This is a genomic window from Paraburkholderia tropica, from assembly GCF_014171495.1.
Lineage (GTDB): Bacteria > Pseudomonadota > Gammaproteobacteria > Burkholderiales > Burkholderiaceae > Paraburkholderia > Paraburkholderia tropica.
The window spans coordinates 822,875-837,249 of sequence record NZ_CP049135.1; the positions used below are offsets into that span (position 1 = coordinate 822,875).

The window sequence follows — 14,375 nt, forward strand, 5'->3', positions numbered from 1 at the left end:
CATCGTCCCGCCAGCGCATGCCGCGCCGGGGCGCTCCGCCTCGCGCGACGCAACCACGGTGTCCCTTGAATTACGATTCGCAGCCCGCTTCGTCCCCTGCCACGCTTGCCGAGGCGCGCCGCTCGGCGTGTCCGGGGCTCGTGCGCGTCGTCGCGGCGCGTGACGGCGGACTGTGCCGCATCCGTCTGCCCGGCGGCGTGCTGAGCGCCGCCCAGGCGCGCGCCATCGCGCACGCGGCGCGCACTGATGCCGACGGCACGCTCGAACTGACCAACCGCGCCAACGTGCAGATTCGCGGCGTCCGCGCGGGCCAGGAAGCGGCGCTCACGGCCGCGCTGATCGCCGGCGGCCTCGGCCCCGCGAACGGCGTGCAGACGCCCGCGAATCTGTGCGCCGCCGACGAGTTGCGCAATCTGATGCTGAGCCCGCTCGCGGGCCTCGATCCGCACGCGCTGTTCGACACCACGACGTTCGCCGCGCCGCTCGTCGCGATGCTGCAAAACGAGCCGCGCTTCGCCGCGCTGTCGCCGAAATTCGCCCTGCTGATCGACGGCGGCGAGTCACTCGCGGCGCTCGATCATCCGCACGATATCTGGCTCGCGGCCACGCGCGAAGGCGACGCAACGCGTTTCGCGTTCGGTCTCGCCGGTTGTCCGGACGACGGCGCGACCGGCTCCATCGCCGCCACGCAGGTTCAGGCGCTGATCCGCGCGCTGCTGCATGCGTTTCTCGATCTCGCCGCGCCCGAACAATTGCGCATGCGCGACGTGATCGCCTCGCACGGCGCCGCTGCATTGCTCGACGCCGCGCAACGTCATGCCGATTTCGCGATCCCGACGCCACAGCCCGCCGCCGATCACCACGCGCCCGCGAACTGGCAGCGCCCGCGCGTCGATCTCACGCGACGCCTGGGCGCGCACGCGCTGCACGCGAACGGCGACGGCTACGTCGGCGCGCAACCGCCGCTCGCGCGCCTCGACGCCGCCACGCTCGACGCGCTCGCCGACCTCGCCGAACGCCACGGCGACGCCACGCTGCGCATCACGCCGTGGCAAGGCGCGCTCGTGCCGCACGTCGCGCGCGCGGCGCTGATGCCCGTGCTCGACGCCCTGCGCGCGCTCGGCCTGAGCGTCGACGCCGCCGATCCGCTCGCGCGCACGATCGCCTGCACGGGCTCGGCGGGCTGCGCGAAAAGCCGCGCCGACACCAAGGCCGACGCGCTGCGCCTCGCGCCGCATCTGCCGCCGCACGTGCAGACGCACCTGAGCGGCTGCGAGCGTTCCTGCGCCGCCGCTCACCGCGCGCCGTTCACGCTGCTGGCCGCCGCGCCGGCGCACTACGATCTTTACGAGCGCGACGCGAGCGCAGCCGGTTTCGGCCGCCTCGTCGCGCGCCACCTGACCCTCGAAGCCGCCGCGCACGCCATCGCGCAGCGCGCCCCGGAGCCTTTTTGATGTCTGATTACATCCGCGACGGCCAGGCGATCTATCGCGAATCGTTCGCGACGATCCGCGCCGAAGCCGATCTCGCGCACATTCCCGCCGACCTCGAAAAACTCGCCGTGCGCGTGATCCACGCCTGCGGCATGGTCGATGTCGCCGCCGACCTCGCGTTCTCGCCGGGCGCGGGCGACGCCGGCCGCCGCGCGCTCGCGCACGGCGCGCCGATTCTCTGCGACGCCAAAATGGTCGCGTTCGGCGTCACGCGCGCGCGCCTGCCCGCCGACAACGCCGTGATCTGCACGCTCGACGATCCATCCGTGCCCGCGCTCGCGCGCGAACTCGGCAACACGCGTTCGGCCGCCGCGCTCGAACTGTGGCGTCCGCATCTCGAAGGCAGCGTCGTCGCGATCGGCAACGCGCCCACGGCGCTGTTCTATCTGCTCGACATGATCGCGGCCGGCGCGCCGCGCCCCGCGCTGATCCTCGGCATGCCCGTGGGCTTCGTCGGCGCGGCGGAATCGAAAGCCGCGCTCGCCGCCTCGACGCTCGGCGTGCCGTTCGTGGTCGTCCACGGGCGGCGCGGCGGCAGCGCGATGGCCGCCGCCGCCGTCAACGCACTCGCTTCGGAGATCGAATAAATGTTCGAGCACGAACCGAATCCCACGCCGCGCACCGGCCGGCTGTACGGCATCGGCGTCGGTCCCGGCGATCCCGAACTGCTCACGCTGAAGGCGCTGCGGCTGCTCAAGGCCGCGCCCGTGCTCGCCTACTTCGTCGCCAAGGGCAAGAAGGGCAACGCGTTCGGCATCGTCGAAGCGCATCTCGGCCCGGAACAGGAGCGCCTGCCGCTCGTCTATCCGGTCACGACCGAAACGCTCGAACCGCCGCTCTCGTACGAGACCATCATCGCCGACTTCTACGACGACGCGGCGCGCACCGTGGCCGCGCATCTCGACGCGGGCCGCGACGTGGCCGTGATCTGCGAAGGCGATCCGTTCTTCTACGGCTCGTACATGTATCTGCACGACCGCCTCGCCGCGCGCTACGAAGTCGACGTCGTGCCCGGCGTGTGCTCGATGCTCGGCGGCGCGGCGGTGCTCGGCTCGCCGCTCGTGTACCGCAACCAGAGTCTCGCGGTGCTCTCGGGCGTGCTGCCCGAGGATCAACTGCGCCGCCGTCTCGCCGACGCGGACGCCGCCGTCATCATGAAACTCGGCCGCAACTTCGAGAAAGTGCGCCGCGTGCTCGCCGATCTCGGGCTCGCGAAGCGCGCGCTCTACGTCGAGCGCGCGACCATGGCGAACCAGCGCATCGTCCCGCTCGACGATGTCGATCCGATGGCCTCGCCGTATTTTTCGCTGCTCGTGGTGCCGGGGGAAAAATGGCAAGCATGAACGCCGAACTGCGCGCGCCCGCCGTGATCGTGCTCGGCCCGGGCGCGCTCGCCACCGCGCAGCGCGTGAAGGCGTGCTACGCGGGCGCGCAGATTCATGCGCTGCAAGACCGCGCGCCGGGCGACATCGCGTTCAGCGAACTCGGCGAGCATCTGCGCGAGCTGTACCGGCGCGGCACGCCGCTCGTCGCGCTGTGCGCGGCGGGCATCGTGATCCGCTGCCTCGCGCCGCTGCTCGCGAACAAGGGCGCGGAGCCGCCCGTGCTCGCGCTCGCCGAGGACGGCAGCGCGGTCGTGCCGCTGCTCGGCGGCCTGACCGGCGTGAACGTGATGGCGCGCGAGATCGGCGCGGCGCTCGGCATCGCGCCCGCGATCACGACGAGCGGCGAACTGCGCTTCGGCACCTGCCTGCTCAATCCGCCCGACGGTTATGCGCTGTCGAGTCTCGCGCAGGGCAAACGTTTCGTGTCCGATCTGCTCGCGGGCGACGCCACGCGCATCGAAGGCGACGCGCCCTGGCTCGATCACGTCGATCTGCCGCGCGACGCTGCGGCCGCGCATGCGATCCGCGTGAGTCCGCACGTCTGGGACGGCGATCCCGCGCAACTCGTGATTCATCCGCGCAGCGTCGTGGCCGCCGTGCGCGCCGCGCACGAACGGCTCGCGGATCACGTGCAGGCCGCGCTCGACGAGCACGGTCTCGCGACGGCCTCGCTCGCGGCGCTGCTCGCGCCCGCCGCGCTGATGGGCGACGCGTCGCTCACGCAGGCGGCGACGGTGCTGCGCGTGCCGCTGCGTTTCGTCGATCTCGCCCATGACGCGGATCACGCGCGTGCCGCGCACCTGATCGACGCCCTGAAACTGCACGACGCCACGCCGCACGCCGACGACGCGCACGGCATCGCGCTCGCCGTCGCGCGCGCGCCGCTCGACGCGGCCACGCTCGGCCAGGCGCGCGGCAAGCTCACGGTGCTCGGCCTCGGGCCGGGCCGCGCCGACCTGCTCACGCCGATGGCGCGCGCCGCGCTCGACGACGCCACCGACATCGTCGGTTATGCGACGTACGTGGACATGGCCGGCCCGCCGCGCCCCGGCCAGCGCCGCCACGCCACCGACAACCGCGAGGAATTGCAGCGCGCGCGTCACGCCTTCGAACTCGCGTGCGAAGGCCGCCATGTGGCCGTGGTGTCGTCGGGCGATCCCGGCGTGTTCGCGATGGCCGCCGCCGTGCTCGAAGCGCTCGAAGGCGCCGACGATCCGCGCTGGCAGCGCGTCGAACTACAGATCGTGCCGGGCGTCTCGGCCGCGCTCGCGACCGCCGCTCAGGCCGGCGCGCCGCTCGGCCACGACTTTTGCATGCTCTCGCTCTCGGACAATCTGAAGCCGTGGTCGGTAATCGAAAAGCGTCTGCATCACGCCGCGCTCGCGGACCTCGTGATGGCGTTCTACAACCCGATCTCGCGCGCGCGTCCGTGGCAGCTCGACCGCGCGCTGGAGATCGTGCGCGCGGTGCGCTCGCCCGAGACGCGCGTGGTGCTGGGCCGCGACGTCGGCCGCCCAGGCGAGACGCTGCGCACGACGACGCTCGGCGAACTGCAATCGTCGGATGTCGATATGCGCACGATGGTGATCGTCGGTTCCTCGACCACGCGCGGCTTCCCGCGCGGCGGCGCGCAGGAAGCGCTGCGCGAATGGGTCTACACGCCGCGTTTCTATGCGGAATAAATCGCAAGGCGACTCGTTGAGTCCGCACTGAAGTTTTGTCGCGGCGCGCCGTTAACGCAGGGAATCTGTTACTCACCCTGGCGCGCCGATGACCGACACTCTTGCCACCGCTTCCGCTGCGGCTTCCGAAGTCGCTTCTGAAATCGCATCTGCGACTGCTGCAGTTTCCGCAACTCCCCACGACGCCACGCCGCTCACGCCCGCCGATCTACCGGTCGGCCAGCCGCTCGACTGGCCCGTCGTCGACGAGGACGGCACGCTGCTGCTGGATCGCGGCGCGTCGCTGGTCGGCGACGCCGAACGCGACTTCCTGTTCCGCCATTTCGCGCCCCGCCGCGGCGACCTCGACGCGTCCGCCGCCGGACCGTCCGCCACGCCCGCCGCGGCCCCCAAAAGCGACGAACCGCCGGCCACGCTGCCGAGCGTGCGCGATCTGCATCTGAACATCGGCGCGCTGATGGGGCTGCGCCCGCAGCAAGGCGCGAGCGGCGCGCCCATGCATCCGTGCAAGCTGATTGGCTTCGCGCCAAACGAGGCGATCTTCGTCACGCTGCCTTATGCCGATGGCCGCCCGATCGAGATCACGCCCGGCGAGAACGTCGAACTGGTCGCCATCGCGAGCCAGGCCGTGTATCGCTTCGTCTGCACGATCCACGCGATCTATCAGGCGCCGCTCGGCTATCTGGTGCTTTCGAAGCCCGCCAATATCCGCCTGCTGCGCGAGCGCAAGTCGATTCGCGTGCGCGCGCAATTTCCGGTGCGTTACGGCATCGGCGCGGACAGCGAGGGTTATCAGGGCGTCGCGCTCGCGCGCGGCATCAGCGCGCTCGGGCTCTCGATTGCCGCGCCGTGGGCGCTCGGCAAAGTGGGCGAACGGCTGCGCGTGGCGTTCCGGTTGCGTTCGGGCGATCTCGACACCATGATCGAATCGAGCGCGGTGATCCGCAACGTGCAGCAGGAAGACGGCACGCCGCCGCTGAGCACGCTCGGCCTCGAACTCGACGGCCTCACGCCCGCCGAGCAGATGGCGATGAAGGTCTACGTGTTCGATCGCCAGGACGACGTGCTCTACTGGACCGGCGCGGCGCGCTGAGCGCGCTGAACGCGCCGTTCCGCCTTCAGGCGAGCATTGCGTCGGCGTCGATGCACGCGCCGCCCCACGCCTGCGCGAGCGCGCGGCAGCGTCCGAGACGCAGCGCCGACGCCTCGCAATCGACCACGGTCACGTGATCGGCGTGCGCGGGACGCGCGGGAAATTGCGTCGTGCGGCCATCGCTGAACAGCCACAGATGACGCGCGCGTCCAGGATCGCGGCGCGCGGCGCGTTCGAGCAGTTGCGACGCGCGCGCGAGGCCCGCTTCGAGCGGCGTGCCGCCGCCCGCGCCTACGGGCTCGATCCAGCGCTCGTTCCACCAGCGCGGCACGGCGGGACCGAAACGCAGTTCGGCGCGCGCGCCGCCGAAGCAGATCAGCGCCACTTCCACGCGTTCGCCGCGCGCGCGATCGAATAGCGCGATCAGCAGCCCTTTCGCGAGCGCGAGTTGACCGCGCGCGAGCATCGACGCGGAACAATCGAGCACGAAGCAATGCAGCGCGCCGCTGCCGGTTTTGCGCGGCGCATAGCGCAGATGCGCGGCGCGCAGCGCTTCGCCGCGTTTGGCCATGAGCGTGGGCGGCCAGGCGATGCGCGCGTTCGGCGCGGCATCGCGTGTGAGACGCGCCTGCGCGCGTCCGGGGCCATCACGCCGCCGTGCGCCGCCCTGTGCCTGGGCGGCGGCCCTTGCCCGGCGGCTCAGCGTTTTTTTGCGGGCAGCGGGATCACGCCTTTGACCTGGCGCGCGGCGACCGGCTCGGGCGCAAGCTCGCCCCAATCGGCATCAGAATCGGTCATGATTTCGGATTCGCGCTGATGATCAGAAGCATCGCGCGATGGCTCCGGCGCCTGCGCATTTCCACCCGGCGCAGGCGGCTCCGGCATCGCGCGACGGCGATGCGCGAGCACCGCGTCCGCGACCGCATCGACGTGATCCGGCGTGATCTGCGCCGCGCCTTCGAAGGCCGCGAGCGCACGCGCCGCGCGCAGCATCACGAGATCGGCGCGCAAGCCGTCCACGGCCGCGTCCACGCAGCGCTGCGCCGCGCGTTCATGCACCGCATCGCTCCAGGCGAGCGCATCGAGCGCCACGCGTGCGGCGCGCAAACGCTGCGAGAGTTCGTGTTGCGCCGCTTCGTGCGACGCGCAAAACGCCTGCGGATTCGCATCGAACGCAAGCCGTGCCTTGACGATGCGCTGACGCTCGCTCGCATCGTGGCAATTCTCCAGCTCGACCATCAAGCCGAAGCGGTCGAGCAATTGCGGACGCAACTCGCCCTCTTCCGGATTCATCGTGCCGACCAGCACGAAACGCGCGTCGTGCGTGTGCGAAACGCCGTCGCGCTCGACCGTGTTCACGCCGCTCGCGGCGGCGTCGAGCAACGCGTCGACGAGCGCATCGGGCAGCAGATTCACTTCGTCGACATAGAGCACGCCGTCATGCGCGCGCGCGAGCAGTCCCGGCGCGAAGCGCACGGCGTTCTCGCGCAGCGCGGCTTCGAGATCGAGCGTGCCGATCAGCTTCTCCTCGCTCGCGCCGAGCGGCAGCGTGACGAACGCGCCATCGGGCAAGAGCGCCGCCAGCGCGCGCGCCGCCGTGGATTTCGCGGTGCCGCGCGGGCCGCTCACGAGCACGCCGCCGATCGCCGGGTCGATCGCCGCGAGCAGCAGCGCGCGCTGCAACGGCGCCTGGCCGACCAGCGCGGCGAAGGGAAAGGCGGGACGGGTCCCCGCTTCGTTCATGATTCGGCTCATGCTTCGGATTCCTTCATTGTGCTTCCATCTTCTGCCCGGCTTCGAGCAAACGCTGCTCGACGCGCTCGCGATGCTCGCCCGGCTGCTGCCACAAGCCGCGCTGCATCGCCTCGATCAGACGTTCGCAGATCGCGTGCAGTGCGTGCGGATTGTGGCGCTCCATGAACGCGCGCGTGTCGTCGTCGTGCACGTAGGCATCGGCGACCAGCGCGTATTGATGATCGCCCACCACGCGCGCGGTCGCATCGTAACCAAACAGATAATCGACGGTCGCGGCCATTTCCGCCGCGCCCTTGTAGCCGTGCCGCTTCACGCCGTCGATCCACTTCGGATTGACCACGCGCGAACGGATCACGCGCGCGATCTCCTCGTGCAGCGGACGAATGCGCGGCGCGGCGGGATTGCTGTGGTCGGCGTGATAGAGCGTGGGCTGCGCCTGCGAGAAGTGGCGCGCGGCGGCGGCCATGCCGCCCTGGAACTGGTAGTAGTCGTTCGAGTCGAGCAGATCGTGCTCGCGGTTGTCCTGATTCTGCAGCACCACGTCGATGGTCGCGAGGCGCTTGCGGAACGCGTCGCGCGCCTCGTCGCCCGCGCTTTTCTGCGCGTAGGCGTAACCGCCCCACGCTTCGTAGGCCAGCGCGAGATCGGCGTCGCTCTGCCATTGCCGATGATCGATCATCGATTGCAGACCCGCGCCATACGCGCCGGGCTTCGCGCTGAACACGCGCCAGCCCGCGCGGCGACGCGCTTCGCCCGCCTCCATGCCGTCGGCGATCAAGGCGTCGCGCTCGCGCTGGATACGCGCACGCAGCGGGTTCAAATGCTCGGGCTCGTCGAGTTCGGCGACGGCCTGCACGGCGGCGTCGAACAGATGCATCACGTTGGGAAACGCGTCGCGGAAAAAGCCCGACACGCGCAGCGTCACGTCGATACGCGGACGATCGAGCGCTTCCACCGGCATGATCTCGAAGTCGATCACGCGCTGACTGCCCGCCGCCCACTTCGGCCGCGCGCCGATCAGCGCGAGCGCCTGGGCGATATCGTCGCCGCCGGTGCGCATCGTCGCCGTGCCCCAGACCGACAGCCCGATCGCGCGCGGATAATCGCCGTGCTCCTGCAGATGCCGCTCGATCAGTTGCTGCGCCGACTTCATGCCGAGCGACCAGGCCGCCTGCGTGGGCACCGCGCGCGTGTCGACCGAATAGAAGTTGCGCCCCGTCGGCAGCACGTCGGGACGGCCGCGCGACGGCGAACCGCTCGGGCCGGGCGGCACGAAACGGCCTTCGAAACCGCGCCGGAGCTGACGCAATTCTTCGTGGCCGCAGGCGTCGAGACGCGGCAGCACGTCGTCGCGCAGACGCGCGAGCACGCGCGCGGCTTGCGGCCAGACTTGCGGCCAGACTTGCGGCCAGACTTCGGCATCGATCTCCGCGCCTGCGTCGCCGCACACATGCGCGATGAAGCGCGCCGCCAGCATGTCGAGCCGCTCGCGCGTATCGCCCGCGTGACGCCACGGCGCGTCGCTGAGCTGCGCGAGCGCGTCGGCGCGCGGGCCGGTCCACGGCGCGGCCCAATCGACCGTCGCGGCATCGAGCAGATGATCGATGCGCAGATCGCGCGCAAGCGCATCGATCAGCCCAGCATTCGCGCCCTGCCCGTCGCCGCATGCGTAGCGGCCGAGCGCGAGCAGCGTGTCGCGCCGCTGCGTGCCTTGCGGCGACGCGCCGAACGTATGCAGCCCGTCGCGAATCTGCGCTTCCTTCAGCTCGCACAGATAGGCGTCGGCGCGCGTGAGCAGTGCGTCCTCGGCGTCGGCGCTGGTCGGCGCGTCGATGCTCAATTCCTCGTGCAGCTTGTGCTCGACAATCGTCGCGAGAATGGTTTTGCGCAGCAGCTTCGCGCGGCGCGGATCGACCATCAAGGCTTCGTAATACTCGTCGACCTGACGTTCGAGATCCTGCAACGGCCCGTAGTTTTCGGCGCGCGTGAGCGGCGGCATCAGGTGATCGACGATCACGGCCTGCGCGCGGCGCTTCGCCTGGCTGCCCTCGCCCGGATCGTTGACGATGAACGGATACAGATGCGGCAGCGGGCCGAGCACCATGTCGGGCCAGCACGTGTGCGCGAGCGCGACGCTCTTGCCCGGCAGCCATTCGAGATTGCCGTGCTTGCCGACGTGCGCGATCGCATCGATGCCGAAGCTCTCGCGCAGCCAGAAGTAGAACGCGAGATACGCGTGCGGCGGCACGAGGTCGGCGTCGTGATAGTTCGCGTAACTGTCGTCGCCGCGCGAACGCGACGGTTGAATGCCGACGAACACCTGGCCGCAGCGCCAGCCCGCAATCATGAAGCGTCCACGGCGCACGCCCGGGTCCTGCTCGGGCGCGCCCCAGCGCGCGATCAGCGCGTTTTGCGCCTCCGCGGGCAGTTGCGCGAAATAGCGCCGATAGTCGTCGAGCGCGAGACTCTGAAACGCGGGCCGCAGCGCACGCGTGTCGGGATCGTTGGTCACGCCCTGCGTGAGCGTGTCCATGAGCGCTTCGCCGTCCTCGGGCAGCTCGGCGACGCGATAGCCTTCGTCGCGCAACATGCGCAGGATGTTCACCACCGACGCAGGCGTATCGAGCCCCACGCCGTTGCCGATGCGCCCTTCGCTCATCGGATAGTTGGCGAGCACGAGCGCGAGTTTTTTCTGCGCGTTCGGCTGCGTGCGCAGGTGGCACCAGCGGCGCGCGAGTTCGGCCACGAAAGCCACGCGCTCCGCATCGGGCTGATAGCGCACCACGTCGACCTGCGTGTGCTTGCAGTGATACGCGAGACCCTTGAAGCTGATCGCGCGCGTAATCACGCGGCCATCCACTTCCGGCAGCGCGATATGCATGGCGATGTCGCGCGAATTCAGGCCGTGATTGTCCTTGACCCAGTCGTCGCGATTGCCGCCGCTCAGGATCACCTGCAACACCGGTGCGTCGCCCGCGAGCGCGAGCGGTTCGGGGTCGTCGAGCGCCGAGGCCGCGAACGCCGTGGTGTTGAGCACGAGCGCGATGTCGTGTTCGGCCGCGAGACGGTCGAGCACGTCGCGGCTGATCGCGTCCTTGAGCGAGGTGATGGCAAGCGGCAGCGGATTGAGTCCGCGCGCGAGCAGCGCATCGATCAGCGCATCGAACGCGGCCGTGTTCGCGGCCTGCAGATGCGCCTTGTAAAACAGGATCGCGACGACGGGCGCGCCGGGTGTCCAGCGCGCGCGCCAGTCGTCGACGGTGGCCACGTCGCGCGCCGGATGATAGATCGCGGCGGCGGGCAGCACGACCGGCGGCGCCGGCTCGCGGCCCCAGTCGAACGCGCGCCACGCGAGCGCGCGCAGAAAACCTTCGGCATTCGCCGCGCCGCCTTCGCGCAGATAGCGCCACAAAAGACGGCAAAAATCCGGCTCGGCGCGACTCCTGGCGATCAGGTTCGGGTCTTCCTGCAAGTCGCCCGAGAACATCGCGAGCAGTTGCCCGCGCTGCTGCGCGAGCGACACGACCTGCTCGATGCCGTACGGCCAGTAGGCTTCGCCGCCCAGATGATCGACCACGACCACACGCGCATGCCTGAGCACGTCGTCGATATAAAAATCGACCGACGCGTTCTGGCGCAGATAGGTGACGTTCGCGAGCCGCACGCCCGGAAAACCTTCGGGCAGGCGCGGCACGACGCTCGCCAGCAGCGCGAGCGTGGTGTCCGCCGAACTCAGTACGACGATCTCGGCGGGCTGTTGATCGATGCGGATCACGCCCTGCGTGTCGTCGACGAAACCGCCCGGCGTGGTGCGCAGCAAATGCATGGGTGTCGCTCGTTGAACTGCGTGCTCGGTGTTATTGCGCGGATGCGGTTTGCGCCGCGGCCAGCGCCGCGTCGAACGCGCCTTGCAGCGCGGCGGCGTCGAGCTCCTCGCCGATCAGCACGAAGCGGCTCGCGAGTGGCTGCGCCGCGCTTTCCTGCACGTTCCAGCGGCGATCGAAATAGCTGTCGAAGCGGCGGCCCACGCCCTGAATCACGAGGCGCATCGGCGCGCCCGGCAGCGCGGCGAAACCCTTCACGCGATAGATCGTGTGCGTATCGACGAGCGTTTGCAGCGCCGCGACCGCCGCGTCGCGCGACGACACCTGCGCCTCGACCACGACGGAATCGAACTCGTCGTGATGATGATCGGCGTCGTCGGCGGAACCGTGGTGATCGTGGCGCAGATGAATGCTTTCCTCCGACGCGGCTTCGAGACCGAGCAGCGTGTGCAGGTCGAGCTTGCCGTGCTGCGCGCGCACGATCTTCACCTGCGGCGGCAGTTCTTCGCGCAGCTCCTCGATGAGCGCGTCCTGCGCGGCGGCGTCGATCAGATCGGTCTTGTTCAGGATGACGAGATCGGCGGCCGACAGCTGGTCTTCGAACAGTTCGTGCAGCGGCGATTCGTGATCGAGATTCGGATCGGCCTTGCGCTGCGCATCGACGGCTTGCGGGTTGTCCGCGAACTGGCCGCTCGCGGCGGCGGGACCGTCGACCACCGTCACGACCGCGTCGACGGTGAAGGCGTTGCGGATCGACGGCCAGTTGAACGCCTGCACGAGCGGCTTGGGCAGCGCGAGGCCCGAGGTTTCGATCAGCACGTGGTCGATGTCGGCGCGGCGTTCGAGCAGTTGCTCCATCACCGGGAAGAATTCTTCCTGCACGGTGCAGCAGAGGCAGCCGTTGGCGAGTTCGTAGAGCTGGCCTTCCGTTTCGTTGCCGTTCTCGTCGCAACCGATGCCGCAGCCGCGCAGGATTTCGCCGTCGATACCCAGTTCGCCGAATTCGTTGACGATGACCGCGACGCGCAGGCCGCCTGCGTGCTGAAGAATGTGGCGCAACAGCGTGGTTTTGCCGCTGCCGAGGAAGCCCGTGACGATGGTGACGGGGATTTTGCGCATCTGCATGAGGAAGCTCCTTCGGCGCATGGGCCGCAGGTGAGGTGCGCCGCGCCGTGCGCGTCGCGCGTGAGCGTCCTGGCGGGTGGGTCGTCGCGTGGCGTGCATGACGGCACATGCAATCAGCGTAGTTCGCGACGTGCGCGAAGCACAGGATCGCGGCGCGCTGCATGACGCCATCGGTAACGATACGGACGATACAACCGGTCTGGACGCGCCACGGGCGAGGCCCGGCATGACGCAGAAATCATGGACGCGGCGCCGCAACCCCGCAGCGCGCGTCCCGCGTATCTGGCCGGTATCCGGACTGACGAGTCACGCCGCTTCGCCTTCCCGCGCGGCGCGCCATTCAGGCGCGCGTCGCACAGTGGCCATGCATGCGGCGCATGCGATGAAGCGGCTTGCATCGACCTTGCGGACGATGCGCTCGTTGTACCGTTGCGGGTGCAGTTCAGGTTGGCCGTGCCCGTGGCGGGATGGCTCCCTGATTCCCGTTTAACTGCGTGCGAAACGTACGCGTACGCGAGCACCAGAGTGCGTGCGAGTGTAGGCGCGGGTGCGCTGCGCGTCAACCTGGACGGGCGACGGGCGCGGGCCATTGCGGCGATGGGCGGTGTCTGTGCGGTGTCTGTGCGGTGTCCGTGCGGTGTCCGTGCGGTGTCCTTGTGGCATGCGGGCGGCGCCGGTTCCGTGCGCGTTCCGGATCGTTTCGCCCAGGCCGGCTGGAGCCGCGAGGCCGCCTGTCCGAGCCGCGAGGCGCGAAATGCCTGTGCTATCGTATGCGCGAATTTACGCCGTTTTCGGCCGATTTCCGCTTTTTCCACGCATTACGCCCCCGACTTTCCGCGCTCCGTGACTCCCGCCCCGCCCGCCGACTGCTTGCCCGATGCCGCCCCGGCAGCGGACAATGCGGCGCCGCTCGCCCAGGCGATCGCGCTCGCGATCGGCATCGGCTGTCGCCAGGGCGTCTCGGTTGCGCAGATCGAGGCCGCCGTGCAAGCCGCGCTCGGCGCGTGGCCGCTCGCGAACGTGCGCGCCGTGGCGACGCTCGATGCGAAAACCGCCGAGCCCGCGTTGCGCGCGTTTTGCGCGGCGCACGGGCTGCCGTTGCGGGGATTCACGCGCGAGCAGGTGCAGGCGACGGCGCGGCAAGCGGCATCGGCATCGGATTCGATGGCGGATTCGGCTCCGAGCGCGGCGGCGCTGGCGCGTTTCGGCGTGCCGGGCGTGTGCGAACCGTGCGCGCGTCTCGCGGCCGATGGCGGCGCGCTGCTACGCGGCAAGCTCGCGCTCGACGGCGTGACGGTGGCGCTCGCCGCCATCGCGCCCGATACACGACGCTGATGCAGGACGCCCGACGCCCGCATCGCAAGAACACGCATCACCCGACACTCATTGCATTCACAACAGGACGCTTCGCGACGATGAAAACCGACCCGGAATCGCACCAACGCATGACCCAGCGCCGCCGCGAAGGCCACGAAAAAAAGCAGGCCGCCGCGACGCACGAAAAAGGCCTCTTGATCGTCAATACCGGCAACGGCAAGGGCAAGAGCACGGCGGCCTTCGGCATGGCCGTGCGCGTGCTCGGCCACGGCATGAAGCTCGGCGTCGTGCAGTTCATCAAGGGCGCGCTGCACACGTCCGAACGCGACTTTCTCGCCAGCGTCGCGCACTGCGACTTCGTCACGATGGGTGACGGCTACACCTGGAACACGCAGAACCGCGACGCCGATATCGCCACCGCGCGCAAGGGCTGGGACGCCGCGAAGCGCATGATCGAGAGCGGCGAATACGGCATGGTGATCCTCGACGAACTGAACACCGTGCTCAAGTACGAATATCTGCCGCTCGACGAAGTGCTCGGCGTGCTGACCGCGCGCGGGCCGATGCAGCACGTCGTCGTCACGGGCCGTCACGCCGCCGACGAAATGATCGAAGCCGCCGACCTCGTCACCGAAATGCGCCTCGTGAAGCATCCGTATCGCGAGCAGGGCGTGAAGGCGCAAAAGGGCGTGGAGTTCTGA

The 14,375-nt window shown here is 69.6% G+C and carries 11 protein-coding genes and 1 riboswitch; of the genes, 7 read left to right on the top strand and 4 right to left on the bottom strand.

The genetic code is table 11. The features are described from left to right. The first annotated feature begins 17 nt into the window (after positions 1 to 17). The 5 genes from cobG (at position 18) to G5S35_RS18560 (ending at position 5,653) form a co-directional block, all read left to right on the top strand. On the top strand, positions 18 to 1,454 hold the full coding sequence (cobG, locus tag G5S35_RS18540) for a precorrin-3B synthase (protein WP_183039387.1): 1,437 nt from the start codon (positions 18 to 20) through the stop codon (positions 1,452 to 1,454). Continuing rightward, positions 1,454 to 2,080: a precorrin-8X methylmutase gene (locus G5S35_RS18545; RefSeq protein WP_065059500.1), complete on the top strand. Its 627-nt coding sequence runs from the start codon at positions 1,454 to 1,456 to the stop codon at positions 2,078 to 2,080. The genes cobG and G5S35_RS18545 overlap by 1 nt, the downstream gene beginning before the upstream one ends. After that, positions 2,081 to 2,836 (top strand): precorrin-2 C(20)-methyltransferase, encoded by a 756-nt coding sequence (locus G5S35_RS18550; protein WP_074986657.1) that lies wholly within the window; start codon positions 2,081 to 2,083, stop codon positions 2,834 to 2,836. Continuing rightward, a complete protein-coding gene (gene cobJ / locus G5S35_RS18555) occupies positions 2,833 to 4,560 on the top strand; it encodes a precorrin-3B C(17)-methyltransferase (protein WP_234775102.1) in 1,728 nt (575 codons plus the stop codon). Before G5S35_RS18550 ends, cobJ begins: the two co-directional genes overlap by 4 nt. Positions 4,561 to 4,648: 88 nt before the next feature. Continuing rightward, positions 4,649 to 5,653: a flagellar brake protein gene (locus G5S35_RS18560; protein ID WP_183039388.1), complete on the top strand. Its 1,005-nt coding sequence runs from the start codon at positions 4,649 to 4,651 to the stop codon at positions 5,651 to 5,653. Between the two features lie 25 nt (positions 5,654 to 5,678). Here G5S35_RS18560 and G5S35_RS18565 read toward each other — a convergent pair whose 3' ends face one another. The 4 genes from G5S35_RS18565 to cobW all read right to left on the bottom strand — a co-directional run bounded on the left by G5S35_RS18565 (position 5,679) and on the right by cobW (position 12,351). Next, complete coding sequence (locus tag G5S35_RS18565) at positions 5,679 to 6,224, bottom strand: vWA domain-containing protein (RefSeq protein WP_074986658.1); 546 nt, start codon at positions 6,222 to 6,224, stop codon at positions 5,679 to 5,681. Positions 6,225 to 6,352: 128 nt separating this feature from the next. Further along, positions 6,353 to 7,408 (bottom strand): magnesium chelatase ATPase subunit I, encoded by a 1,056-nt coding sequence (locus G5S35_RS18570; RefSeq protein ID WP_237181445.1) that lies wholly within the window; start codon positions 7,406 to 7,408, stop codon positions 6,353 to 6,355. Positions 7,409 to 7,421: 13 nt separating this feature from the next. Further along, complete coding sequence (gene cobN, locus G5S35_RS18575) at positions 7,422 to 11,234, bottom strand: cobaltochelatase subunit CobN (protein ID WP_183039389.1); 3,813 nt, start codon at positions 11,232 to 11,234, stop codon at positions 7,422 to 7,424. A 31-nt stretch (positions 11,235 to 11,265) separates the two neighbouring features. Further along, entirely contained in the window at positions 11,266 to 12,351 is a 1,086-nt protein-coding gene (cobW, locus tag G5S35_RS18580; protein WP_272904512.1) for a cobalamin biosynthesis protein CobW, read from the bottom strand. 273 nt (positions 12,352 to 12,624) lie between these two features. Continuing rightward, positions 12,625 to 12,897: riboswitch (cobalamin riboswitch) on the bottom strand. Between the two features lie 381 nt (positions 12,898 to 13,278). Between cobW and G5S35_RS39500 the strand changes: the two genes are divergently transcribed. Both G5S35_RS39500 and cobO read left to right on the top strand, forming a co-directional pair. After that, entirely contained in the window at positions 13,279 to 13,692 is a 414-nt protein-coding gene (locus tag G5S35_RS39500) for a cobalamin biosynthesis protein (protein WP_237181452.1), read from the top strand. Positions 13,693 to 13,772: 80 nt separating this feature from the next. Continuing rightward, positions 13,773 to 14,375, top strand: coding sequence for a cob(I)yrinic acid a,c-diamide adenosyltransferase (gene cobO / locus G5S35_RS18590; RefSeq protein ID WP_065059618.1), 603 nt, complete (start codon positions 13,773 to 13,775; stop codon positions 14,373 to 14,375).